Genomic DNA, 23,862 nt, shown 5'->3' on the forward strand with positions numbered 1-23,862 from the left:
CCGGCGTGGGGACCCAAGCTACTTCACGGTCGAAAGACCTAGATCCACACGGTCGCCCACGCCGGGCTCTCGGCACCCAAAGTGCCAGATCGGCAAGAGATAAGATCCACGCCATGCGTGGATGAAATCTGTCAGATATCGAATTGAATCCGGGGTCAGATCCGTTTTMCGCAGKAAAACGGATCTGACCCCATCAACATGCCCGACAGCTCGCAGGAAACTGTCGAAGGCGGGGTGGGTCCGGTTGCGGGAGTGTCCGCGGCATGGATGCCGCGGCCAAGCCCCCAAGGATGGGTTTACGGCGTCTCCCGCAACCGGACCCACCCCGCCATCCCTCAGCTGACCAGCTGTTGCTGTTGCTCTGGCTCGTAGCGGGTGCAGGGCGCAGCCCTGCCAAGTAAACCCCACCCTATACTTGCCGCCGTGACTGCCTTCCCTGCCCTTGTTCCGCTGGATGCGCCGCTGCTGGTGGGCTACAGCGGTGGTGTCGACTCCACCGTGCTGCTGCACTGGCTGTGGCGCTGTGCCCAGGCCTCCGGCACTCCGCTGCGTGCGATGCACGTACACCACGGTCTGCAGCCAGCAGCCGACGACTGGGTACAGCATTGCCTGCAGCAGTGCGCGGCCCTCGGTATCGAACTGGTCGTGCACCACGTGCAGATCGACGACACCACAGGCCTGGGGCTTGAAGGCGCGGCACGGCAGGCACGACGTGCCGCATTCGCGGCCGAGCTGCGCGAAGGCGAAACGCTGGCACTGGCGCAGCACCAGGACGACCAGGCCGAGACCTTCCTGCTGCGCGCGCTGCGCGGTTCGGGCGTCGACGGCCTTGCAGCGATGTCCGCACACAGCCATCTTGGCGGACATCACCTGTGGCGACCGCTGCTGTCGACGCCGCGCACCGCGCTGCTCGACTACGCGCGACAGCACGCGCTTCAATGGATCGAAGACCCCAGCAACGCGGAAGACCACGCCGATCGCAACTTCCTGCGCCTGCAGGTGCTGCCGTTGCTGCGCCAGCGCTGGCCGCACGCTGCGTCGGCATTGGCCGGCAGCGCGACACATTGCCGGCAGACCCGCGAACTGCTGGAGGAGGAAGACGCCGAGCTGATCGCGCATCTGGAAGTCGCACCGCGCGTGCTGTCACTGGAACTGCTGCGCCAGGTGTCGCCGGGCCGCGCCGCACGCGTGCTGCGCGCGTGGGTGCTGGGCCATGCTGCAGCACCGTTGCCGGCCACGGTGCTGCAGCAGGCGCTGGAGGAGCTGTTGCCGGCTGACATCGACCGCCAGGCGAGGGTGCGCTGGCAGGATCACGTGATCCAGCAATGGCGTGACCACGCCTACCTGCTGCCGGCCCGGCTGCCCTCGCTGCCCCTCGGTTGGCAGGCCGCCTGGGATGGCCGCGCACCGCTGCCATTGCCCGACGGCGGCCAGCTGAGCCTGCTGGGGGCCAGCGCTTTCGAACAACCACTGCAGGTCCGTGCACGCGTGGGCGGTGAGCGCATCCTGCTGCCCGGTCGCCAGCATTCGCACGCGCTGAAGGACTGCCTGCAACGTGAGCATCTTGCACCATGGCGGCGCGCGCAGCTGCCGTTGATCTTCGATGGCCCGCAGTTGCTGGCCGCCGCCGACGTGGTCATCGCCGCGCCCTTGCAGGCCTGGTTGCAGGCCAACGAGGCACAGCTGCAGTGGCGTCCCGGCGGCTGGTGAATTGACCCCCGCGCGCGGCCCGTCCACACTTGCCGCATGGTCAAGAAGTCCCCCGAGAACGCCTCCCCGGTCGCCCAGTTCGAGCAGTCGCTCGAATCGCTGGAGCAGCTGGTGGAGCAGATGGAAACCGGCGAGCTGAGCCTGGAAGCTTCGCTCAGTGCTTACGAGCGAGGTGTCGGTCTGTACCGCCAGTGCCAGCAGGCGCTGGAGCAGGCCGAACTGCGCGTGCGCCTGCTCAGCGATCCGGCGCAGCCGGACGCCTCCGAGCCCTTCGACCCGCCCAGCCATGACGGCTGAGGTGCTCTTCGCGCGTTGGCGCGACCGTATCGAAAGCCAGCTCGATGCCGCCCTGCCCTCGCCTGCCGAGGCGCCGCAGCTCCTGCACCAGGCCATGCGCTATTCGGTGCTCGGTGGCGGCAAGCGCATGCGGCCGCTGCTGGTGTACGCCAGTGGTCACCTGTTCGGCGCGCAACCGGAAAGCCTGGACGCGGCCGCGATGGCCGTCGAGCTGGTCCATGCCTATTCGCTGGTGCACGACGACCTTCCGGCAATGGATGACGACGCCCTGCGTCGCGGCAAGCCGACCACCCACATCGCCTTCGACGAAGCCACCGCGATCCTTGCCGGTGACGCGCTGCAGACCCGTGCCTTCGGCCTGCTGGCCGATGCACCGCTGCCAGCCACCTTGCGCGTGGCCTGCCTGCAGACCCTGGCCCATGCCTCGGGTGCTTCAGGCATGTGCGGCGGCCAGGCGCTGGACATCGATGCCACCGGCCAGCAGCAGACGCTGGCAGCATTGACCCGCATGCATGCCCTGAAGACCGGCGCCCTGATCCGCGCGGCAGTACGCATGGGCGCGCTGTGCGGCCAGGCCCACGAACCGCAGCTGGCCCAGCTGGACAGCTTCGCCGACGCGCTCGGCCTGGCGTTCCAGGTGCGCGATGACATCCTCGATGTCGAAGCCAGTTCCGAACAGCTGGGCAAGACCGCCGGCAAGGACCAGGCACAGGACAAGAGCACCTTCCCCGCCCTGCTCGGCATGGAGGGTGCGAAGGCGCAGCTGCAGGAACTGGCGGCACGCATGCAGGCCCTGCTGGCCGGGTATGGCGACGAGGCCGATGCGCTGCGCGCACTGGCCACGCTGGCGGTGGAACGCGATCACTGATCGCTGCACGCGGCCCGGCATTTCCCGCACACGAAAACGCCCGGCAGTGCCGGGCGTTTTCAGTTCCGCGTGCGGACGGTCTTACTTGATCAGGCGCAGCGCGAACGGGTAGCGGTAGGCTTCACCGTTGTTGGCCTTGACAGCAGCGATGATGCTGAACACCAGGCTGATGATGCCGACGATCGGCGCCAGGATGCCGCCGATGATCACGATCATCAGGATCATGCTGATGACCATGGCGATGGTCACGGTGATCTGGAAGTTCAGGGCTTCCTTGGCCTGGTCGGTCACGAAGGCCTTGCCCGCGTCATCCTTGTTGATCAGCCAGATGATCAGCGCGCCGATGAAGCCGGTGAAGATGCCCAGCAGGTGTGCGGCCAGGGCCATGGTGCGCTGGTCGGCCGGGACGTCGGTGGTGGCCGGCGGCGGCGGCGGGACGTTATCGAATTCACTCACGACAAAACTCCTTTTCATTGGGTGGTCTTGACCCACCAGCACCAGGCTGATTGCGTCAGGCGGGCATAGCTTACGCCATCGACGGCATCAATCATTACCTGCGATGGTCATCCGCCCCAACAGGATCGAACCGGTCCGGATGTGCGAGCGGGGATCGACGTCGCTGCCGACCGCCTCGATGCTGCTGAACATCTCGCGCAGGTTGCCGGCGATGGTGATGCCATCCACCGGGTACTGGATCTCGCCATTCTCGACCCGGAAGCCACCCGCGCCACGCGAATAGTCGCCGGTCACGCCGTTCACGCCCTGCCCCATCAGCTCGGTGACCAGCAGGCCATCGCCCATCTGCCGCGCGATGTCCTGCAGGGAGCCGGCATTGGCCGACAGCTGCAGGTTGTGCACGCCACCGGCGTTGGCGGTGGTCTGCAGGCCCAGCTTGCGTGCCGAGTAGCTGCCCAGCACATAGCGCTGCAGCACGCCGTCGCGGACCAGGGCCGAGGCGCGGGTGGCCACGCCGTCGCCGTCGAAGGCCGCCGAGCGCAGGCCACGGCGCAGGTGTGGCAGCTCCTCGATCTGCATCCATTCCGGGAACAGGCGCTGGCCAACGCTGTCCAGCAGGAAGCTGGCCTGGCGATACAGGGCCCCGCCGGACACCGCCGACAGCAGGTGCCCGACCAGGCTGCGCGCAACTTCCGGGGCGAACAGCACCGGCATGCTGCCGGTGGCCAGCGATCGCGGCTGCAAGCGGGCGACAGTGCGCTCGGCGGCACGGCGCCCGACCAGGCCGACGTCCTCCAGGTCCTCGCGAGCCAGCGCACTGGTATACCAGCCGTCACGCTGCATGCCATCGCCCTGCCCGGCGATCAGCGCACAACCGACCGAATGGTGGGTGCCGCGCTCACGGCCGATGAAGCCATGCGAATTGGCATAGACCGACAGGCTCTGCATGCTCGACACCGAGGCGCCGTCGGAATTGCGGATCTGCGCATCGGCCTCGCGGCCTGCGGCTTCGCAGGCCAGGGCCAGGTCCACCGCCTCGTCGGCCTGCAGCGCCCACGGATGCCAGCCGTCCAGGTCCGGGAAGTGGGTGGCCATCAGGTCCGCCTCGGCCAGGCCGGCGGCCGGGTCGTCTTCGGTATGCCGGGCGATGGCACAGGCCTGCTCGACCGTGGCCGCCAGGCTGGCTTCGTTCAGGTCGCCGGTGCTGGCGCTGCCCTTGCGTTGGCCGAAATACACGGTGACGGCGATGCCGCGGTCGCGGGTGGACTGCACCGTTTCGACCTCGCCGAGGCGGACATTCACCTCCAGGCCACGGTCTTCGCTGCAGCTGACTTCGGCCTGGCTGGCGCCCAGCGCGCGGGCGCGGTCGAGCAGCTGCTGGGAGAGGTCGGCCAGCCGTTCCAGCCGGGCCGGGCTGTCGTCGCCGACGGCGGCTTCAGGGGCGATCACGTTCAATGCTTTATCCTGTACGGGTTGGGCCCGGCATCACGCCGGGCGACTTTTTTTGAGATCAGGTAGGGACGATGCGCGGACGCGACGAAGAAACCGGTGAATTCCACGACAAGAGCCGCAGCCAGAACCGGCGCGACGCGCTCGACGTCCTGGCCCTGGGCGAAAAACTGGTGTCGCTGACACCGGCCCAGCTGGCGCGCCTGCCGATCCCGGAAGACCTGCTGCCGCACATCGCCGAGTGCAAGCGCATCACCGCCCACATCGCCCACAAGCGCCAGCTGGCGTTCCTGGCCAAGCACATGCGCCGCGAAGAAGACGCCACGCTGGATGCGATCCGCGATGCGCTGGATGCCAACAGCGAAACCGGCCGCCGCGAGGTGGCGATGATGCACCGCGTGGAAGACTGGCGCGAGCGCCTGCTGGCCGAAGGTGACAAGGCGCTGGCCGCCCTGCTGGACGACTACCCGCAGGCCGACCGCCAGCAGCTGCGCACGCTGGTGCGCAACGCGCAGGCCGAGAAGGCGAAGAACAAGCCGCCGCGTGCCTACCGCGAGATCTACCAGGTGCTGCGCGCACTGATGCTGCCGGCGGCGCTCGGCCTGAAGGCCAGCGCCGAAGACGCCGGCCACGTCGAGACCGACGAGGCCGACGAGGACTGAGTTCCCGCCGGCATGGGCGGTGGCGCTGGCCATCGCCCGGCTCAGGCCTGGGTACCGCCGACGGTGATGCCCTCGATCAACAGCGACGGCTGGCCGACACCCACCGGCACGCTCTGCCCGTCCTTGCCACAGATACCCACGCCCTCATCCAGGGCCAGGTCGTTGCCGACCATGCGCACCTTCTGCATGGTTTCCGGACCGTTGCCGATCAGGGTCGCACCCTTCACCGGCGCGGTGATGCGGCCATCCTCGATCAGGTAGGCCTCGGTGGCCGAGAACACGTACTTGCCGCTGGTGATGTCGACCTGGCCGCCGCCGAAGTTCACCGCATACAGGCCCTTCTTCACCGAGCGGATCATTTCCTGAGGGTCATGCTGGCCGGCACGCATGTAGGTATTGGTCATGCGCGGCATGGTCAGATGCGCGAACGATTCGCGACGCCCGTTGCCGGTCGGTGCCATGCCCATCAGGCGTGCATTGAGGCTGTCCTGCATGTAGCCGACCAGGATGCCGTCCTCGATCAGCGTGGTGCACTGGCTCGGGTGGCCTTCGTCGTCGATGTTGAGCGAACCGCGACGCCCGTCGATGGTGCCATCGTCGACGATGGTCACGCCCGGTGACGCCACGCGCTCGCCGATGCGGCCGGCATAGACGCTGGTGCCCTTGCGGTTGAAATCGCCTTCCAGGCCATGGCCGACCGCCTCGTGCAGCAGCACGCCGGGCCAGCCCGGGCCCAGTACCACCGGCATCACGCCGGCCGGCGCCGGAACGGCGTCCAGGTTCACCAGCGCCTGGCGCAGGGCCTCGCGCGCGAACGCTTCCGGGCGGCCATCCGCGAACAGCTCCTCATAGCCATAGCGACCACCGCCGCCTGCATAGCCGGACTCGCGGCGGCCATTGTGTTCGACGATCACCTGTACGTTCAGGCGCACCAGCGGGCGCACGTCAGCGCCCAGCACGCCGTCGCTGCGGGCGATCAGCACCGTGTCCACGCCGCCGGACAGGCTGACCATCACCTGCTTCACGCGCGGGTCGGCGGCACGCAGGAAGCCGTCCAGGCGCTTGAGCACCTCGACCTTGGCCTCGTTGCCGACGCCATCGATGGGATCCAGCGCCGGATACAGCGCGCGTGCATTGCCCCGCAGCAGCGAACGCCCGGACTGCGCGCCACCTTCGCGCGAAATCGCACGCGCCGACTGCGCCGCGGCCAGCAGCGCGTCGGCATGGATGTCATCGGAATAGGCGAAACCGGTCTTCTCTCCGGAAATCGCACGGACGCCCACGCCTTGCTCGATGGAGTGGGCACCGTCCTTGACGATGCCATCCTCCACGCTCCAGCTCTCGCGGCGGGCATGCTGGAAGTAAAGGTCTCCGAAGTCCACACCGGGGCCGAGCAGCTGCCCGAAGGTGCGCTCCAGGCCAGCGGTATCCAGGCCGCCGGGGCGCAGCAGGCGGTCTTGGGCAAGCGTCAGGGCGATATCAGTCATGGTCTCGATCTGGGGGTGCGGGGGCGCTCAGGCAAGCCCCGTGAACAGGAGGTCCACGCTCAGCGCGAGCGTGGCAGGTCGGTAACGGTCGGCGGTACGGCCGGGGCCGGGCGCGGCATGGGCGCAGGCGGGCTCTTGTCGCGGCTGCGTTCGATCACTTCCACCTTCGGCTCCTTCCAGGGGCCGGTCACCTTGTAGGTGCGGGCGCCGATCTCGCCGAGCGGTTTGGACAGTACCGCATTGGTGGCCGCGCCGAGCGCCGCGCCCACCGGGCCACCTGCCACCGCGCCGACCACGGTCAGCAGGTTGCCGGCGCGCGGGTTGACATCGATGGTCTGGTCGAACTGCTGGTTGCGCAGGTCGGCCTGGCCGCGGATGGTGATGTTCGCCGCCGGGCCTTCGATCAGGACTTTGTCGGTGCGGGCCATGCCCTGTCCGAACTGCACGTTGCCATCGACCTGGTTGAATGCGAAGCCCTTGGAGAAGAAGTCGCGGAAGTCGAACATCAGGCGCCGCGGCAGCTGGGTCACGCTGAGCAGGCCCAGCACACGGCCGGCGCCCGGCTCCAGCTCCAGCAGCTGGCCATTGCGCGCGTGCAGGTCCAGGCGGCCCTGCAGGTTGGCCAGCTGGAAGTCCGAGGGCCCCCCGCTCCACGACGCCTGCAGCTGCGCCTGGCCGGAGCCGCCGCGCAGCTGGCCGCCGTAGTCGAGGTTCTGCATCAGGCCGCCCAGGTCCTCGCTGCGCACCTGCGCGGTCAGTTCGGTGCGGGCGCCACCGGTGCGGCCCAGCCAGCGACCACTGATGTCGATCTCCTGGTCCGGCGCCCGGAAGCGCAGCTCGTCCACGTTCAATCCGTTGGCCAGTGGCCGCGTGCGCAGCACCGCCTGGCCGAGCACGACCTTGCCGAACTGCAGGTCGGCGATGTCCAGCGCGAACGGCGGCAGCTTGGCCGGGTCCATGTCATTGGCGCCGGCCTGCATGCGCGCTGGCGCTGCCGCGCCCGGTGCCGGCGGCAGCGACTGCCAGTGCACGCGTTCGAGTTGGCCACTGATGGTGCCTCCTTCGGCGTTGGGTACGGTCAGGCGACCGGCCAGCGAAGGTCCATCCAGGCGCACATCCAGCGCCTGCGGTCCCGGCTGCAGCTGCAACCGGGTCTGCTCGAAGACGCCGCCGATCAGCATCAGCTTGCCGACCTGCACGTCCACTGCACGCAGCGGCATGCCGTCATCGTCGTTGCCACCACGGGCCAGGCCGATCCACTCCAGCGCATCCAGGGTCGGGCTGCGGCCATTGACGGACAGTCCGCTCGGCGGCGGCTCGCGATCGGCATGGTCGCTGCCCAGGGTGACCTGCACGCCGGTGCGGTTGTTGTGGCTGCGCGCGGCCAGTGCCAGCCGCTGGCCAAAGGCCACGTCGATGCGGCCGGCGCCCATCGGCAGCTGCGCGGCCACCGTGGTCGCCAGCGGCTCGGTGGCCGGCTTGTCCAGGGGCGCCGGCAGGTCCAGGCGGGTCCCCACCAGATCCGAACTCAGGCGCAGCTCGCTGGGCGGTGCGGGCGCTCCCGGTGCGACTTTGGGCAGGTTGACCGCGATGGTCCATGGCGAGGTACCGGCGATATAGGGCTTGAGCCACGCCATTTCCGGGGCACGGTCAATCAGCACGCCGGCATCGAGGTTGGCCGTCAGCTGCGACTCGAACGCCAGCCTGCTGTCATGCACGTAGCCGCCGGCGCGCAGGCTCAAGCGGCCATCCTGACCGAGGTGGCGCACCGCCAGTTCCTCGGCACCGAAGCCGCCATTGCTGTAGCGCGCCTGCCCATGCATGTTGTCGAAGGCCAGCTGGAAGCGCTTGTCCACCAGCTTCACACCGTTGAGGTCGACCGTGCCCTGCAGGTGACCGCCGCCTTCATCGTGGTGCAGCGGCTGCAGCAGGTCGAAGGTCACGTGCGCTGGGCCGCTGGCGACCAGGTTGTCCAGGGTATCGCCATAGTCCTTGTGCAGTGGGCTCTGCCGCAGCATCGCCAGCAGCTTGCCCGCATCGCTGGGCGCATCCGCGCGCACATACAGCGGCTGCTGGCCGAAGTCCGGAATGCCCGCTTCGAATGCCTGCACCGCCACGCCCGCCAGATCGCCGCGCCCGCGCATGTCGAAGCCGGGGCCGATGAAGGCGATGTCGGCATCGACCTGGCGCATCAGCGGCCAATCGTGCTGGAAGCGGATCTCGCCGTTGGTGATGTGTCCGGTGGCCTCGAAGCGGCCATCATTGTTGTCGAACGGCCAGTCATCCAGGTCACCGCTGACCAGGCCGACACCGTTGCGCACCTGCCCACCGGCCAGTGCCATGTCCAGCCAGTCGGTGGCGCCCTTGCTCATCTTGGAATGGATCCAGAACCGCTTGGCCGCGGTCATCGGCACATCGTCCAGCTTGGCCGCCAGCTGCAGCCACGGCCGCGTACCGTCGCCCTGGAACCAGACGCCGCCACGCACATCGGCGGCGTAATCGGTACCTTCCACCCGCATCGCCGCCGTGCCGATGCGCCAGCCACCGGCCTCGTCGCGCCAGCCCACCACCTGCCCGGCCAGATGCAGGTCGTGGCGCACGCCGAAGCCCGTCGGCCAATCGAACTGCAGCTGACGTTGCGGCTGCAGCTGCAGGCTGAAGCCATTGGCATCGCCCTCGAAGCGCCCCCCCAGGCCGCGCAGGCCCGGCGAGTGACCCACGCTGGCGAAGCCCAGCGACTGCAGCTCACCCTGGACCCACAACGGGCCATCACGTTCGCCGGCCAGCTGCAGCTCACGCACATCCAGCTGCGGCTTGGACAGGAACAACCAATGGCGCAGGCCGGGGTCGAGGCGATCACTCAGCGCCAGGGCGCGCAGCGCGGTACCGGCCTGCACTTCGCCGGAACCAACCCGCAGCTGCTTGCCGACCTGCAGGTGCAGGCCATCGAGCTGTTGTTCGCCGTCTTCCGACTTCAGGCGCAGGCGCGGCACCTGCAACGCCCAGCCGTCGGCCTGGCGCTGCCAGCGCAGGCGGGCCTGCACGCGCTGCAGCTGCAGCTGCGGAGCGGCCACGTCGGGCATCGGTGCGCCGTCGATGCGGACGTCACGCAGGTCCGAATCAGTGGTCAGGGCCACCGGTGCGAAATCGCGCAGGGTCAGCCACAGGTTCAGTTCGCCCTTGCCCTCGCGCAGGCGGATGCCCCCGGCCGCCAGCAGCGGCGACCAGGCGTGGAAATCAACGGGGTCTGCGCCAAGCCAGGCCTGGCCGTTGCCGCCTGCACGGTCCACGTCCAGGACCGCGGTCAAAGGCAGCGCATCGGCCTGTGCCCATGCCCGTACGCCCACCCGCAGGCGTTGGCCGTTGACGCGCAGGCGCAGGTCGATGCGCGGCAGCGTGGTGTCGATGCCCAGGCCCGGCGCATGCACGCCCAGGCGGCCACCGATCACCTGCAGTTCGCCCAGCCGGCGCAACGCGTCCAGCGGGTCGCCGCCGGTGTTGGACTGCGGCAGGCCACGCACCGACCAGCGGCCGTCCTCGCCCTGCTGCAGGTCCAGTGCCAGGCCACGCAGGCGCAGTTCGGTCAACGAGCGACCGGGCAGCAGCCCGCTGTACATCGACACCAGCACCTCGGCTTCGCCGATGGCCAGGCCCTGCCCGGCGCCGATGCGCAGGCCCTTCAGCTGCAGCAGCGGACCACGCCGGGTCCAGGCCGTCTGCAGCTGGTCGAAATGCACCGGCTGGCCGGCGCGTTCACTCAACCAGGCGGCAATCCTGTCGGGATGGCGCTCGGCCAGCGGCAGCAGCTGGCTGAGGGTGCCCACCAGCAGTGCCAGCCCGACCAGGCCCACCGCGCAAGCGGCAATGAAATGACGGCGGATCCTTCGCAGTCGCAGGCGCGGCGGCGCGCTCATCGGCCACCGCCGGCCTGCGGCCGGCGAGGATCAGAGCAGAACGACATCGAATTGCTCCTGCAGGTACTGCTCGTCCGCCTGGAAGCGGATGCTCTTGCCGAGGAATTCCTCCAGCTCGGCCACCGCCGAGGATTCCTCGTCGGTGATGCGCGCGACCACCTTGGTCGAGGCGATCACCAGCAGGCGCGCGGCATCGAACTGGCGCACGGCACGGGTGATCTCGCGGAAGATCTCGTAGGTCACCGTTTCGGTGGTCTTGATCGAGCCGCGGCCACTGCACTGCGGGCAGGTTTCCGACAGCTGCCGTTCCAGGCTTTCCACCGTGCGCTTGCGGGTCATTTCGACCAGGCCGAGCGGCGAGAAGTCGTAGACGGTGGTCTTGGCATGGTCGCGGGCCAGCGCCTTTTCCAGCGTGCGCAGCACCTGGCGGCGATGCTCGGCATCGTCCATGTCGATGAAGTCGATGATGATGATGCCGCCCAGGTTGCGCAGCCGCAGCTGCCGCGCCACCGCCTGCGCCGCTTCCAGGTTGGTGCGGAACACCGTCTCTTCCAGGTTGCGCTGGCCGAGGAACGAACCGGTGTTGACGTCGATGGTGGTCATCGCCTCGGTCTGGTCGATCACCAGGTAGCCACCGGATTTCAGCGGCACCTGCTTGTCCAGCGCACGGCCGATCTCGTCCTCCACCCCGAACATGTCGAAGATCGGGCGGTCGCCGGCGTACAGCTCCAGTTTCTCGGCCAGCACCGGCATGTACTTGGCAACAAAGGCCTGCAGCTGGCCGAAGGTCTCCTTCGAGTCCACCTTCACCTTGTCCACGTCCTTGCGGATCAGGTCGCGCACCGAACGCAGCGGCAGGCTCAGGTCCTCATAGATGTTGCTGCACGAGGCCGCCTCGCGGCCCCGTCGCTCGACCACGTTCCAGACCCGCGACAGGTAGGCGATGTCCTCGGCGATGGCTTCGGCCGGCTGGCCTTCGGCGTTGGTACGCACGATGTAGCCGTAGCCACCATGCTGCGCCGACAGCTCGGTCACCAATGCCTTCAGCCGCGCGCGCTCGGTTTCATCCTCGATGCGCGCGGACACGCCCACCACCTTGGATTGCGGCAGCAGCACCATGTAGCGCGACGGAATGCTGATCTGCGTGGTCAGGCGTGCCCCCTTGGTGCCGATCGGGTCCTTCACCACCTGCACCACGATGTCCTGGCCATCACGCAGCAGCTCGACGATGGGCACGCTGGCCGGCGGCGGCAGGGTCGTGTTCTCGGTGTCGGCACTGGCCACCGGCGCCGGGCGCACCACGTCGTTGGCGTGCAGGAACGCGGCGCGCTCCAGCCCCACTTCGACGAAGGCCGCCTGCATGCCAGGCATGACCCGTTGCACCTTGCCCTTGTAGATGTTGCCGACCACGCCACGGCGCCAGCCGCGCTCGATGTGCAGTTCCTGCAGCATGCCGTTTTCGATCACCGCGACCCGGGTTTCGCGCGGGGTCACATTGACCAGGATTTCTTCAGACATCGGCAGCCTCCCTGGCGGCATCGGCAATGGGGGCCGGCACGCCGCAGCGCGCCAGCAGACGATCGGTATGAAGCAGCGGCAACCCCATCACGCCGGAGTAACTGCCGGAAAGGTGTTCGATCCAGCGTTCGGCGCCGCCCTGGATGGCGTAGGCGCCGGCCTTGTCCAGCGGCTCACCGGTGGCCACGTAGGCGGCGATGTCGGCGTCGGCGATCGGCGCGAAGGTCACTTCGGAAATGACCAGTTCGCTGTCCAGCCCGTCCGCACCGACCACCACCACGGCGGTCATTACCTGATGGGTGCGCCCGGCCAGCCGCGCCAGCATCGCGCGCGCATCGGCGGCGTCGGCCGGCTTGCCGAACACGTCACCGTCCAGCACCACCTCGGTGTCCGAACCGAGCACCTGCGCCTGCGGGTCTTCGGCCAGCACCCGGGCCAGGCCGGCGCGCGCCTTGTCGGCGGCGACCCGGCACACATACTGTTCGGCACTCTCGGTCGCGACGCGCTGCTCGACGACCTCCAGGTCCAGGGCCTGGAAGGGGCGTCCGAGTCGGGCCAGCAACTGGTTGCGTCGGGGGGAGCGGGAAGCAAGATAGAGCATCGGCACAGCATAACCTGAGCCCGTCACCTGAATCGTCGGCAACCTGTCGGGGAACGCACACAACCCCGAACGGGCTCACAGCGCGTTCATCGCTACGACACCACCCTCACCGCACAACAAGGAGATCCCATGCGCCTGACCGCCACCCCGCTGCTGCTTGCCCTGTCCCTCGCCCTTGGAACCTCGATGACCGCCCATGCTGCCCCCTCGTCGCCGTCGATCGCCGCCGCGGCCGAAGGCACCCTGCTGAACATCTCGGCCAACGCCGAAGCCACCCGCGTACCGGACGTTGCCACGCTGTCGGCCGGCGTGGTCACCCAGGCTGCCGATGGCAACAGCGCGATGCGCCAGAACGCCCAGCAGATGGACAAGGTGCTGGCCGCGATCAAGGCCGCCGGCATCGCCGAGCGTGACGTGCAGACCAGCGGGGTCAGCCTCAACCCGCAATACCGCTATGCCGACAACGAAGCACCGAAGATCACCGGCTACCAGGCCAGCAACACGGTCAGCCTGAAGGTCCGCGACATCGCCAAGCTCGGCAAGGTGCTGGACGCGCTGGCCGCCCAGGGCGCCAACCAGATCAACGGCCCCAGCTTCGAGATCGACCAGCCGGAACCGGTCTATGACGAAGCCCGCCTCGCTGCACTGAAGAAGGCCCAGGCCCGTGCCCAGACCTATGCCAGGTCGCTGGGCCTGCAGGTGCGCCGCATCGTCAGCATCTCCGAGAACGCCGGTGGTGGTTACCGCCCGATGCCGATGATGCGTGCCATGGCCGCCGGCGCGGCGATGGACAAGGCCACCCCGGTCGCCCCGGGTGAATCCACTGTTTCGGTCAATCTGGACGTGGTGTTCGAACTGGGTCGCTGATCCCATCCCTTCCGGTAGACAGAGGCGGGTCCCGCAGGGGCCCGCCTTTTTCATGTGGGCCGGGGCGGCTGGCTGAAGGCCAGCCCAACGATCCTGGCCCTGCCTCTAGGCAGTGGCCTGGGCCTGGCGTTAATGATTGGCTGCCAGCCGCGTGCGGCAACCCCGCCACGGGCCCTGGTGCGTTGAGGACTTCGTCACTGGCATGGAGGTGGACCATGGTTCGTACGTATCCCGTTGCATCCCCGCACTTCGACCCCGCCCGCGTTGCCGCCTGGAGCGCGGCCATCGCCCTGCATCTGCTCGCGTTCCTGTTGCTGCTGATCCCGGCGACCTACCAGGCCGTGCAGGTATCTCGTGACAAGACCACGGTCAGGCTGATCGAGAAGATCCCGCCAACGCCGCCCCCTCCGGTGCTGCAGGAACCGAAGGAAGTCGCCCGGGTCGTGCCGAAACCGCAGGCACAGCCGGCAACACCGCCACTGCCGGCGCCTACTGCGACCGTGGAGGAAACCCAGGGCATCACGCTGCCGGCCGCCGAACAGGCCCCGCCGCAACTCGCGCCGAGCATCGACACCAGCACGCCGCTGGCCGGCGCCCAGCTGCAGTACCGCAGTGCCCCGCCGCCGGCCTATCCGGTCGCTGCACTGCGCAACCATGAGCAGGGCACGGTGCTGCTGCGGGTGGAGGTCGACAGCAGCGGTCAGCCGGTCGCGGTCAGCATCGAGCGCAGCAGTGGCTCGCGCCACCTGGACCAGGCCGCACGCCAACAGGTGCTCAAGCGCTGGCGCTTTGAACCGGCCCAGCGTGATGGCGTAGCGGTACCGGCCATCGGCCTGGTGCCGGTGCAGTTCTCGCTGCCGGACTGACGATTCCGGGCCGGTCCGACCGCCTGTCGGACCGGTCTTCGGGATCGAAATGCCAAATTCGGCAAAGTTCAACCTCAAGCGTTACGGATTAAGCAAAATTTCACGACTTCGTCACCCGTCGGAAACCTAGATTGGCCCGTCCCGGACACTCCGGAGACAGCCCTCAACGCTACGGTTTTCCAGTTAGGAGAGAAGCTGTGAAACACCTGATCCAACGGCCCGCCAGCCGCCGCCGCTGCACCCTGGCATCGTCCATCACCCACATCCTTACCGGCGGCACCCTGCTGCTGGTTGGCGCCGTGGCTTCCACCTCCGCGTTCGCGCAGGACAAGGCCACCAACCTGGACCGCATCACGGTTACCGGTTCGAACATTCCGCGCACCAACACCGAAACACCGTCCCCGGTGCAGGTGGTGACCCGCCAGGAAATCGACCGCACCGGCAAGACCACGGTTGCCGAATACCTGCAGACCCTGACTGCTGATGGTTCCGGCTCCATTCCGAAGACCTTCGGCAACGGCTTCGCCGGCGGTGGCGCCGGTATTTCGCTGCGTGGCCTGGGCGCGGGCTCGACCCTGGTCCTGTTGAACGGCCGCCGCATGGCCACCTACGGCCTGGCCGACGACGGCCAGAAGGTCTTCACCGACCTGAGCACCATCCCGCTCGACGCGGTTGAACGCGTGGAAGTGCTGAAGGATGGCGCCTCGGCGATCTATGGCTCCGATGCCATCGCCGGCGTGGTCAACATCATCCTGCGCAGTGACTTCCAGGGCGCGATCCTGCGTGCTTCCTACGGCACCTCCGGCGACGGCGACGGCAACGCAAAGAAGGCCACCCTGACCGCCGGTACCGGCGATCTGGCCACTGACGGCTGGAATGCCTTCTTCAGCCTGGACGTCGGCAAGACCGACGCGATCAAGATCAGCGATCGCAAGAACCGCAAGTGGATCGGCACCGGCGACACCCGCCCGTGGGGCTACGGCAACAACGCGCAGTTCCTGGGCGGCGCCTTCCTCAGCGGCGGTACCCGCGGCGGTGTGGGTCCGAATGGTTCGGTGTACGACAGCACCGGCCATCTGGTCGCCCTGCCGGGCTGTGCCGGCCTGACCACCATTCCCGGCCAGAACGACGCGACCGCCCAGGCACAGGGCTGCCTGTGGGATCCGAACCAGCTGTACCGTGACCTGACCCCGGAAGAGAAGTACGTCAACGTGTTCGGTCGTGCCAGCTTCGCCTTCGGCGAAGGCGGCGAGATCTACACCGAGATCGGCTACTCGAAGAAGGACACCACCTTCAGCAACACGCCGTCCGGTGTTTCCGGTGGCTGGGGCTACCCCGGTGGCCCGATCAACGCCAACAGTGGCGATGGCGCCACAGTGCTGGGCCCGAACCATCCGGACAACCCGATCCCGGGCCAGGCCTCGCGCCTGCGCTACTCGGCCTGGGATGTCGGCCCGCGCGTGACCGACAACTCCAACGAGTTCACCCGCTTCCTGGTCGGCGTCAAGGGCAACTGGGGTGACTGGAGCTACGATACCGCCTACCTGCACTCCGGCACCGACCTGGTCAACAAGCGCACCGGCTTCCTCAACTACGACAACGTGCGTTGCGCTCTGGCCAATCCGAACTGTGCCGGTGGTGTGTGGCGCATCGGCGACAACGCCAACCTCAATTCGCAGGCGCTGTACGACTTCATCTCGCCGCGGATCAGTGCACGTGCCAAGTCGACCCTGGACATGTTCGACTTCACCGTGTCGCGCAGCCTGATGGACCTGAAGGGTGGCCCGCTGGGCCTGGCGATCGGTACCGAGTGGCGCAAGACCAGCAACAGCCTGACCCCGCAGACCTTCACCGACCAGGGCCAGATCATCGGCCTGGGCTATTCGGCCTACGACGGTACCCAGAACGTCTACGCCGGCTATGTGGAACTGTCGGCACCGGTGCTGGAACAGCTGGAACTGTCCGGCGCGCTGCGTTACGACAAGTACGAAAGCGGCGAAGGCAAGGCAACGCCGAAGCTGGGCATCAAGTGGACCCCGGCTGACTGGATCGCCCTGCGCGCCAGCTACGCTGAAGGCTTCCGCGCGCCCAACCCGGCCGAGAACGGCGATGGTGGCCTGGCTGCCTTCTCCAATGCTGCCGACCCGGTGCGCTGCCCGGGCGGCAACCCTGCACCAGGCGCGACCTCCGACGATTGCGGCGCCCTGCCGGTCGCGATCATCACCCGTCCGAACAAGGACCTGAAGCCGGAAGAGTCGAAGAGCTACTCGGTGGGCATCGTGCTGCAGCCGACCTCCACCACCTCGCTGACCGTGGATGCATGGCAGATCAAGCGCACCAACGAAATCGCCCAGGGCGATACGGGTGCGGCGATCGCGGCGGGCAATGTGCTGCGTGACAACAACCTGCTCAACGGCGTCCCGGGCACCGGCAGCATCCTGGCCGTCAACACTGCGTACATCAATGCCGCATCGACCCGCGTCCGCGGTATCGATACCGATATCCGCCAGACCTTCGATATCGGCCCGGGCCAGCTGGAAATGGACCTGCAGTGGAGCCATGTGCTCAAGTTCGAGCGCACCGATGCCGACGTCACCCGCGACTACGCCGGCACCCACGGCAACTGCGACGTGACCAACTGCATCGGCACGCCGAGGGACCGCATCAACTTCGGCACCACCTGGAAGCAGGGTCCGTGGAGCGTGAGCGGCGTTGCCAACTACATCTCCAAGATGGAGAACAAGGATTTCCGTGGTCCGGAGGGCTCGTACCAGTTCTCGTACGCCGACGGTACCGACGTCACCAAGATCTCCTCGTTCACCACCTTCGACCTGTCCGGCCGCTGGAACATCACCGAAGCCTTCGAACTGAATGCCTCGGTGCAGAACGTGTTCGATCGCATTGCTCCGCTCGACCCGACCACCTACGGTGGCGTGAACTACAACCCGCTGCACTTCAGCGGCGCCATCGGCCGTTACTTCACCGTCGGCGCCAAGTACACCTTCAAGTAATACCGTTCAACGCACCATCTTCGAAGGCCCGGGCATCTGCCCGGGCCTTCGTCGTTGCGGCCCCCTTGCGTGCATGTTCACGGGCACGCCGCTACCGTGGGCTGGCGGCATCACCGCCGCAGGGGACATCATGGCCGCGACCTCACAACGCCTCGGGCTGCCCGCGCTGACCGCACTGGTGGTCGGCTCGATGGTCGGCGCCGGCATCTTTTCATTGCCGCAGAACGTGGCGCGCAGCGCCGGGCCGGCGGCGGCGCTGCTCGGCTGGGCGGTCAGTGGTGCCGGCATGCTGATGCTGGCCTTCGTGTTCCAGGCCCTGGCCAACCGCCGGCCGGATCTCGATACCGGCATCTACGCGTATGCACGCGAAGGCTTCGGCAACTACATTGGTTTCTCCGCGGCGTGGGGCTACTGGGTCGCCTCGGTGCTCGGCAACGCCAGCTTCTTCGTGCTGATCTTCAGCGGCCTCGGCCACTTCATGCCGGTCTTCGGTGAAGGCAATACCCCGGCCGCCGTGGCCGCTTCGTCGCTGCTCCTCTGGACCGTGCACCTGCTGGTGTTGCGCGGCCTGCGCACCGCCGCCATCGTCAACGGCCTGGTGACGGTGGCCAAGCTGCTGCCCATCACGTTGTTCCTGATCCTGGCCGCCGGTGCGTTCCGCATGGATGTGTTCCGTGCCGATTTCCTGGGCACGCCCGCACTCGGCGACCTCGGCCAGCAGCTGCGCGGCATGATGCTGGTGACCGTGTGGGTATTCATCGGCATCGAAGGCGCCAGCATCTACTCGCGGCGCGCGGCCCGTCGCGCCGATGTCGGCCGCGCCACGGTGATCGGCTTCCTCGGTGTCTGGCTGCTGCTGGTGCTGGTGAGCCTGCTGTCGATGGGCGTGCTGTCGCAGGCCGAACTGGCCGGGTTGCCCAATCCATCGATGGCCTACGTGCTGCGCGCCATCGTTGGCGAGTGGGGCGCGACGGTGATCATCATCGGCTCGATCATTTCGGTACTCGGCGCGCTGCTGGCCTGGGTGCTGCTGTGTGCCGAAGTGCTGTACGCCGCTGCCGGCGACGGCACCATGCCGGCCTTCCTGGGCCGCGAGAACGCGCGAGGCGTGCCCGCCAACGCGCTCTGGCTCAGCAACGGGCTGATCCAGCTGTTCCTGCTGCTGGTGCTGGTCAATTCCGGCAGCTACACCGGCCTGGTGCTGCTGGCCGCGTCGATGAGCCTGGTGCCCTACTTCCTGTCGACCGCGTTCGGCGTGCAACTGGCGTGGCGCGGGCACGCCTATGCGGGTGAACCGGGCGTGCGCTGGCGCGATTTCGTGGTGGCGCTGCTGGCCAGTGCCTACGCGTTGTGGCTGGTGTATGCAGGAGGACTCGACAACCTGCTGCTGTCGGTGCTGCTGTATGTGCCCGGTGTGGTGGTGTTCGCACTGACCCGGCTCCAACGCGGTGAGCAGGTATTTACACGATGGGAATGGGTGCTGTTCGGCGCCATTCTTGCGGTGGCCATCGCAACGCTGGTCGCGTTCTCCAGAGGTGAGCTGGCACTGTAGAGCCGCGCCCACGCTCGGCTTCGCACAGGCAGCCGAGCATGGCTAGGCTCTACAAGGCAAGGCAAGGCAAGCCGAGCATGGCTCGGCTCTACAGCTGGCGTTCCGGCAGCATGCCGATGTCCTGCATCCAGCGCTCGGCCAGCCTCGGCCACGCAGTGACCGGTGCATCCTTCACACGCAGACCGAACGCGTGCCCGCCGCGGGCGAACAGATGCATCTCGACGGGCACGCCTGCGTCGATCAGCGCGTGGTAGTAGGCGAGTGATTCGCGCACATCATCGGTGCGATCATCGGTGGCCTGCGCAATGAACGTCGGCGGCACCGCGTCATCCACGACGATGCCCCTGACCAGCGATAGCCCCTTGCCATGCCCGCCCCACAGATGGCCGGAATACATCACCATCGCGAAATCCGGGCGGCTGGGCTGTGAGTCAGCCTCGTCGACCGCCGTGTAGCTGCGACGTGCGTGCGTGCTCAATCCCGCCACCACGTGACCACCCGCCGAAAAACCGATCACCCCCACCCGCTTCGGGTCGATGTTCCAGCGCTGTGCCTGCGCGCGCAGCAGGCCCATTGCACGTTGCGCGTCCTGCAAGGCCATCGGCACCGTCGGGTTGTCGCGACAGTTGCAGTCGGGATCCCAGTTCGGGCCGGACGCCGGCACGCGGTATTTCAGCAGCGCGCAGGTGATGCCCTGCGCGTTCAACCAATCGCAGATTTCGCTGCCTTCCAGGTCCATCGCCAGCACCCGATAACCACCACCGGGCACCACCATCACTGCGGTGCCATTGGCCGGCCCCTTCGGCGGAAACACCGTGAGTGTCGGCACGGCCACGTTCTGCAGCATCGTCCAGCGTTCTCCGCTGGCCTTGGAAACTGCTTCGCCAACCTGCTCGAGGCCTTTCAGTTTTGGCGACGCCTTCACCGTGCCCTGCGGCCACAACGGCAGCTCGGTGGTGCCCTGCGGCGGATGCCAGGTCGGTGGTGCCGCATTCGCTGCAGCGAACGTCGGTTGTGCAAGCAGCAGAAAGACGACGGACAGGAGTGCGCGCACGATCAACGTCCGTGGTTGGAGAAGCAGATTGTAGAGCCGAGCCGATGCTCGGCTGCTTACTCGAAGCCGAGCATGGGCTCGGCTCTACAACACAGCCAAAAAAAAGACCTGCATCTTGCGATGCAGGTCTCTTCAATGTGGCGCCCGAAGTTGGACTCGAACCAACGACCCCCTGATTAACAGTCAAGTGCTCTAACCGGCTGAGCTATTCGGGCAGACGGCTAGTATAACCACTCTTCACGCGCGATGGTAGGGGTGATTCGCAATCATTGCGGCAGCCCGATACAGCTGCTCGGCCACCACCAGGCGCACCAGCATGTGCGGCAGCGTCAGCGGGCCGATCGACCACTTCTCATCGGCCAGCGCGGAGACTTCCGGCGAATGCCCTTCCGGGCCGCCGATCAGGAAGGCAAGGTCCCTGCCCTGCCCGCGCCAATGCTCCAGGCGTTGTGCCAGCTGCTCGGAACTGAGCTGGCGGCCCGGCACATCCAGCGCGACCACGTAGGCATTCTTCGGCAGTGCGGCGATCACGCGCTTGCCTTCGTCTTCAGTGGCGCGGCGCGGATCACGGCCCTTGCCACGCAGGCCGGGCTCGATTTCCACCAGTTCGAACGGCAACCAGTGCGACAGCCGCTTCTGGTACTCGGCGAAGCCCTGCGCCACCCAGCTGGGGGCGCGTTCACCGGTGGCGATCAGGCGGGCTTTCATCAACGGTCCTCCAAAACGTCGACGGCGCCATCGGCGCCGTCGAAGGGATGCATCAACGCGTGGCTCAGGCCACTTCGTCGTCGCTGGACGGCGGCTGGTCGCCAACGGTCCACAGGCGCTCGAGAGCGTAGAACTCACGCACGCGCGGCAGCATCACATGCACGATCACGTCGCCCAGATCGACCAGCACCCACTCGGCTTCGCGCTCGCCTTCCACGCCCAGCGGCATCACGTCGATGTTCTTGGCGAAGCGCACGACTTCGTCGGCGATCGACTTGACGTGGCGGGTCGAGGTGCCCGAAACGACGATCATGTAGTCGGCAACGCTGGACCGGCCGCGCACATCGATCTCGACCAGGTCCTTGGCCTTCAGGTCTTCGGTGGCTTGGCGGACGCTGGCCAGCAGTTCCGGCACGGACGGCGGCGGGCTGGGCAGATCGACCTTGATGGTCTGGGGCTGGGTCTGGTTGCTCAAAGTGGATCGACTCGATAAACGTGGGGGCGATTATACGGGCAAGCCGGGGCGACGGCATTCACGGCGTAGGGGAGCGGTACAGGCCGTGGGCGGCCACATAGTCGGCCACGGCCGGTGGCAGCAACGCCCGCCAGGGGCCGCCGGCGGCGATCTGTGCACGCACGGCACTGGCCGATTCCTCGCGCAGCGGGTGATGCAGGCGCAGGATGCGCCCGGCCGGACTGGCAAACAGCGCCTGCTCGTTGTCGGCCCAGCGCCCTTCCAGCGCGCGGCCCAGTTCGCCATCCACCGAGGCCTGCAGGGGACTGCCCGGGCGCTCGGCCACCACGAAATGGGCCAGCCCGAACAGTGCCTCCCATTCATGCCAGCGGCTCAGGCCCAGCAGGCTGTCGGCCCCGACCAGCCAGGCCAATGGCCGGCTGGGGCCCAGCTCGCCGCGCAGTTCGCGCAGGGTGTCGACGGTGTAGGACGGGCGGCCGGGAAAGCGTATGGCGCGGTCCAGTTCACGATGGTCCAGCAGCAGGCCAGGCTCATCGCCGATGGCCAGCGAGAGCATGGTGAAGCGCTGGTCAGCGGTTGCGCCCGGCACCGCGCGATGCGGCGGATCAGCCGCCGGCAGCATGCGTACAGCGACCTGCAGTTCGTCACGGGCAGCACGCGCGATGGCGAGGTGCCCGAGGTGCACCGGATCGAAGGTGCCCCCATAGTAGATCCGCAGGCTCATCACTCAGGCCCGCGCCAGCAGGCGCACGGCACGCGGTTCGGCCACGGCTACCAGCAGGCGTTCCAGCGCCAGCCAAGCGTCGCCGTCGGCGCGCCCCTTGGCGATACGGTCAACCAGTCCGGCCTCGGCCACGAAACGCTCCCAGCGCTTGCCCTCGGGGTGCCGCTGCAGCGCGCGCTTGTAGGGGGCTTGCCGTGATTCCCAGATGCCGCGCGATTTCATTTCGGCGGCCAGATTGCCGCCGCGCGCCTGTACCCGGGCCAGGCCGGCACCAGCCAACAGCTCGCGGATCACCATCGGCATCAGTGCGGCCACCGCCTCGCCTTCGCCACGCAGGCCCGCCAGCATGCGCAGCACCGCCGGCGGCTGGCCGGAGAACGTGGCTTCCAGCAGCCGGAAGACGTCATAGCGCGCGGCGTCGGCCACCAGCGATTCCATCCGTTCCACGTCCAGCGGCTGGCCGTCGGCCAGCAGCGCCAGCTTGTCGATTTCCTGCGCGGCGGCCAGCAGATTGCCCTCCACCCGCTCGGCCAGGCGCTGCACGGCGGCAGGGTCGGCACGCAGGCCCTTGCCACGCAGGCGTCGCTCGATCCAGTCCGGCAGTTCGTGCGGCTTGATCGCCCAGGCCACCGACAGCACGCCGATGCGATTGACCGCCTCGGCCCACTTGCCCTGGTGGGCCTTGCTCCATTCGTTGGCGGTAATCATCAGCACCACGTCCGGTGCCGGGTTGGCGCAGAACTGGCTGATCACCTCGGCCCCGTCCTTGCCGGGCTTGCCACTGGGCAGGCGCACCTCGACCAGCCGGCGGGCACTGAACAGGCTGGGCGCGTTGAAGCTGGCGTCGAGCTGGTTCCAGTCGAAATCACGGCCATCGGCGTCGAATACTTCCCGCTCGCCGATGCCGGCGGCGCGCGCGCGCGCACGGATGGCGTCGGCCGCTTCAAGCACGCGCAGGGTTTCCGGGCCTGCAATCAGGTAGACCGGCGCCAGCGGGGTGTCAGCGCCCTGGCTGGCCAGCTGCTCCGGACGCAGTTCCATCGTCGCGACTCAGTGCTTGGCTGCGGGAACCGGCTCGGCCGGCTCCGCGCCTTCAACCGGCTTGGCCTTCGGCGCCGTCAGGCTGCCGCCCTTCTCGATCTCGGCACGCACCACGCTGTCGATGCGGCGGATGATCGACGCGGACATTTCCCGTCGCAGCTCATCGGCCAGGATTTCGCGTTCGGTGGTGGTACCGGTGGCGTCGGTCGGCGGCGACACGTAGTCGCGCGACAGTTCGATCACCTGCTGCGGCACCAGCTCGCTGCCATCCTCGCGACGGAAGATGAAGATCACCGCATAGCGCAGGCTGTACTCCTGCGCACGGCCCTGCGAGTCGATGGCGATCGGCAGGTCACCCCAGCGTTCGGACAGCACCTGAAGCTGGGTACTGGGCCCCGTGCTGTCCTCGTCTGCCAGCTTGGCACCGGATGCCAGCAGGCTGCGATTGAGCAGCTTGACCAGTTCGCTGTAAGGCGCGGTGGAGACCACCTTCACCGGCGCCGTGTCGGTCGGCAGCATCAGCTTGTTGCGCAGATGGAAACCGCAGCCGGCAAGGCCGAGGACAAGAACGAGGGCAAGCAGGATTCGGGTCATGGAGACAG

20 protein-coding genes and 1 tRNA gene are annotated in these 23,862 nt (G+C 67.7%); 8 read left to right on the top strand and 13 right to left on the bottom strand.

Going from position 1 to position 23,862, the window contains the following annotated elements:
* Positions 1-423 precede the first annotated feature (423 nt).
* Genes tilS through D7T59_RS11195 form a run of 3 tightly spaced genes read left to right on the top strand, consistent with a single transcriptional unit; the run spans position 424 to position 2,875 of the window.
* Entirely contained in the window at positions 424-1,710 is a 1,287-nt protein-coding gene (tilS, locus tag D7T59_RS11185) for a tRNA lysidine(34) synthetase TilS (protein ID WP_343203078.1), read from the top strand.
* A 36-nt stretch (positions 1,711-1,746) separates the two neighbouring features.
* On the top strand, positions 1,747-2,007 hold the full coding sequence (locus tag D7T59_RS11190; protein WP_180850924.1) for an exodeoxyribonuclease VII small subunit: 261 nt from the start codon (positions 1,747-1,749) through the stop codon (positions 2,005-2,007).
* Entirely contained in the window at positions 1,997-2,875 is an 879-nt protein-coding gene (locus tag D7T59_RS11195; RefSeq protein WP_164137114.1) for a polyprenyl synthetase family protein, read from the top strand. Before D7T59_RS11190 ends, D7T59_RS11195 begins: the two co-directional genes overlap by 11 nt.
* 81 nt (positions 2,876-2,956) lie before the next feature.
* Here D7T59_RS11195 and D7T59_RS11200 read toward each other — a convergent pair whose 3' ends face one another.
* The gene (locus D7T59_RS11200) at positions 2,957-3,331 is read right to left on the bottom strand and encodes a DUF4870 domain-containing protein (RefSeq protein ID WP_106550602.1); all 375 of its coding nucleotides are present in this window, start codon (positions 3,329-3,331) and stop codon (positions 2,957-2,959) included.
* Between the two features lie 87 nt (positions 3,332-3,418).
* Positions 3,419-4,786, bottom strand: coding sequence for a metalloprotease PmbA (gene pmbA / locus D7T59_RS11205; protein WP_164137115.1), 1,368 nt, complete (start codon positions 4,784-4,786; stop codon positions 3,419-3,421).
* Between the two features lie 68 nt (positions 4,787-4,854).
* On the opposite strand from pmbA, the gene yjgA reads away from it, so the two are divergent.
* The gene (yjgA, locus tag D7T59_RS11210; RefSeq protein ID WP_106550600.1) at positions 4,855-5,442 is read left to right on the top strand and encodes a ribosome biogenesis factor YjgA; all 588 of its coding nucleotides are present in this window, start codon (positions 4,855-4,857) and stop codon (positions 5,440-5,442) included.
* A 41-nt stretch (positions 5,443-5,483) separates the two neighbouring features.
* Here yjgA and tldD read toward each other — a convergent pair whose 3' ends face one another.
* The 4 genes from tldD to D7T59_RS11230 are packed head-to-tail and all read right to left on the bottom strand — an operon-like array spanning position 5,484 to position 12,962.
* Positions 5,484-6,929 carry a metalloprotease TldD gene (gene tldD / locus D7T59_RS11215; protein WP_180850923.1) on the bottom strand — a complete coding sequence of 482 codons (1,446 nt, stop codon included), beginning with the start codon at positions 6,927-6,929 and terminating at the stop codon, positions 5,484-5,486.
* A 59-nt stretch (positions 6,930-6,988) separates the two neighbouring features.
* Entirely contained in the window at positions 6,989-10,843 is a 3,855-nt protein-coding gene (locus D7T59_RS11220) for a YhdP family protein (protein ID WP_180850922.1), read from the bottom strand.
* A gap of 30 nt (positions 10,844-10,873) precedes the next feature.
* On the bottom strand, positions 10,874-12,361 hold the full coding sequence (gene rng / locus D7T59_RS11225) for a ribonuclease G (protein WP_099555021.1): 1,488 nt from the start codon (positions 12,359-12,361) through the stop codon (positions 10,874-10,876).
* Positions 12,354-12,962, bottom strand: coding sequence for a Maf family nucleotide pyrophosphatase (locus tag D7T59_RS11230; protein WP_164137119.1), 609 nt, complete (start codon positions 12,960-12,962; stop codon positions 12,354-12,356). The genes rng and D7T59_RS11230 overlap by 8 nt, the downstream gene beginning before the upstream one ends.
* Positions 12,963-13,091: 129 nt before the next feature.
* Between D7T59_RS11230 and D7T59_RS11235 the strand changes: the two genes are divergently transcribed.
* The 4 genes from D7T59_RS11235 to D7T59_RS11250 all read left to right on the top strand — a co-directional run bounded on the left by D7T59_RS11235 (position 13,092) and on the right by D7T59_RS11250 (position 19,258).
* Positions 13,092-13,829: an SIMPL domain-containing protein gene (locus D7T59_RS11235; protein ID WP_164137120.1), complete on the top strand. Its 738-nt coding sequence runs from the start codon at positions 13,092-13,094 to the stop codon at positions 13,827-13,829.
* A 215-nt stretch (positions 13,830-14,044) separates the two neighbouring features.
* Complete coding sequence (locus D7T59_RS11240) at positions 14,045-14,695, top strand: energy transducer TonB (RefSeq protein WP_180850921.1); 651 nt, start codon at positions 14,045-14,047, stop codon at positions 14,693-14,695.
* Between the two features lie 197 nt (positions 14,696-14,892).
* Positions 14,893-17,706 (top strand): TonB-dependent receptor, encoded by a 2,814-nt coding sequence (locus D7T59_RS11245; RefSeq protein ID WP_164137122.1) that lies wholly within the window; start codon positions 14,893-14,895, stop codon positions 17,704-17,706.
* Positions 17,707-17,836: 130 nt separating this feature from the next.
* Complete coding sequence (locus D7T59_RS11250) at positions 17,837-19,258, top strand: basic amino acid/polyamine antiporter (protein WP_164137123.1); 1,422 nt, start codon at positions 17,837-17,839, stop codon at positions 19,256-19,258.
* An 88-nt stretch (positions 19,259-19,346) separates the two neighbouring features.
* On the opposite strand, the gene D7T59_RS11255 is transcribed toward D7T59_RS11250, so the two are convergent.
* The 7 genes from D7T59_RS11255 to D7T59_RS11285 form a co-directional block, all read right to left on the bottom strand.
* Positions 19,347-20,300: an alpha/beta hydrolase gene (locus D7T59_RS11255; RefSeq protein ID WP_407070869.1), complete on the bottom strand. Its 954-nt coding sequence runs from the start codon at positions 20,298-20,300 to the stop codon at positions 19,347-19,349.
* Between the two features lie 150 nt (positions 20,301-20,450).
* Positions 20,451-20,527, bottom strand: a tRNA-Asn gene (locus tag D7T59_RS11260).
* Positions 20,528-20,549: 22 nt separating this feature from the next.
* Positions 20,550-21,020 (bottom strand): 23S rRNA (pseudouridine(1915)-N(3))-methyltransferase RlmH, encoded by a 471-nt coding sequence (rlmH, locus tag D7T59_RS11265; RefSeq protein WP_005418108.1) that lies wholly within the window; start codon positions 21,018-21,020, stop codon positions 20,550-20,552.
* A gap of 64 nt (positions 21,021-21,084) precedes the next feature.
* A complete protein-coding gene (gene rsfS / locus D7T59_RS11270; protein WP_005418109.1) occupies positions 21,085-21,495 on the bottom strand; it encodes a ribosome silencing factor in 411 nt (136 codons plus the stop codon).
* Positions 21,496-21,553: 58 nt separating this feature from the next.
* The gene (nadD, locus tag D7T59_RS11275) at positions 21,554-22,222 is read right to left on the bottom strand and encodes a nicotinate-nucleotide adenylyltransferase (protein WP_180850919.1); all 669 of its coding nucleotides are present in this window, start codon (positions 22,220-22,222) and stop codon (positions 21,554-21,556) included.
* A complete protein-coding gene (holA, locus tag D7T59_RS11280) occupies positions 22,223-23,260 on the bottom strand; it encodes a DNA polymerase III subunit delta (protein ID WP_111112142.1) in 1,038 nt (345 codons plus the stop codon).
* A gap of 9 nt (positions 23,261-23,269) precedes the next feature.
* Positions 23,270-23,854: an LPS-assembly lipoprotein LptE gene (locus tag D7T59_RS11285; RefSeq protein ID WP_164137126.1), complete on the bottom strand. Its 585-nt coding sequence runs from the start codon at positions 23,852-23,854 to the stop codon at positions 23,270-23,272.
* Between the last annotated feature and the right edge of the window lie 8 nt (positions 23,855-23,862).

Source organism: Stenotrophomonas maltophilia (genome assembly GCF_013464915.1).
GTDB classification, from domain to species: Bacteria; Pseudomonadota; Gammaproteobacteria; order Xanthomonadales; family Xanthomonadaceae; genus Stenotrophomonas; species Stenotrophomonas maltophilia_AT.

Bases quoted from the DNA above. Each gene is read 5' to 3' on its own strand.
- rng (WP_099555021.1), bottom strand. From the start codon at position 12,361: ATGTCTGAAGAAATCCTGGTCAATGTGACCCCGCGCGAAACCCGGGTC.
- D7T59_RS11240 (WP_180850921.1), top strand. From the start codon at position 14,045: ATGGTTCGTACGTATCCCGTTGCATCCCCGCACTTCGACCCCGCCCGC.
- rlmH (WP_005418108.1), bottom strand. From the start codon at position 21,020: ATGAAAGCCCGCCTGATCGCCACCGGTGAACGCGCCCCCAGCTGGGTG.
- D7T59_RS11195 (WP_164137114.1), top strand. From the start codon at position 1,997: ATGACGGCTGAGGTGCTCTTCGCGCGTTGGCGCGACCGTATCGAAAGC.
- yjgA (WP_106550600.1), top strand. From the start codon at position 4,855: ATGCGCGGACGCGACGAAGAAACCGGTGAATTCCACGACAAGAGCCGC.
- D7T59_RS11190 (WP_180850924.1), top strand. From the start codon at position 1,747: ATGGTCAAGAAGTCCCCCGAGAACGCCTCCCCGGTCGCCCAGTTCGAG.
- D7T59_RS11235 (WP_164137120.1), top strand. From the start codon at position 13,092: ATGCGCCTGACCGCCACCCCGCTGCTGCTTGCCCTGTCCCTCGCCCTT.
- D7T59_RS11250 (WP_164137123.1), top strand. From the start codon at position 17,837: ATGGCCGCGACCTCACAACGCCTCGGGCTGCCCGCGCTGACCGCACTG.
- holA (WP_111112142.1), bottom strand. From the start codon at position 23,260: ATGGAACTGCGTCCGGAGCAGCTGGCCAGCCAGGGCGCTGACACCCCG.
- D7T59_RS11230 (WP_164137119.1), bottom strand. From the start codon at position 12,962: ATGCTCTATCTTGCTTCCCGCTCCCCCCGACGCAACCAGTTGCTGGCC.
- tldD (WP_180850923.1), bottom strand. From the start codon at position 6,929: ATGACTGATATCGCCCTGACGCTTGCCCAAGACCGCCTGCTGCGCCCC.
- D7T59_RS11220 (WP_180850922.1), bottom strand. From the start codon at position 10,843: ATGAGCGCGCCGCCGCGCCTGCGACTGCGAAGGATCCGCCGTCATTTC.
- D7T59_RS11285 (WP_164137126.1), bottom strand. From the start codon at position 23,854: ATGACCCGAATCCTGCTTGCCCTCGTTCTTGTCCTCGGCCTTGCCGGC.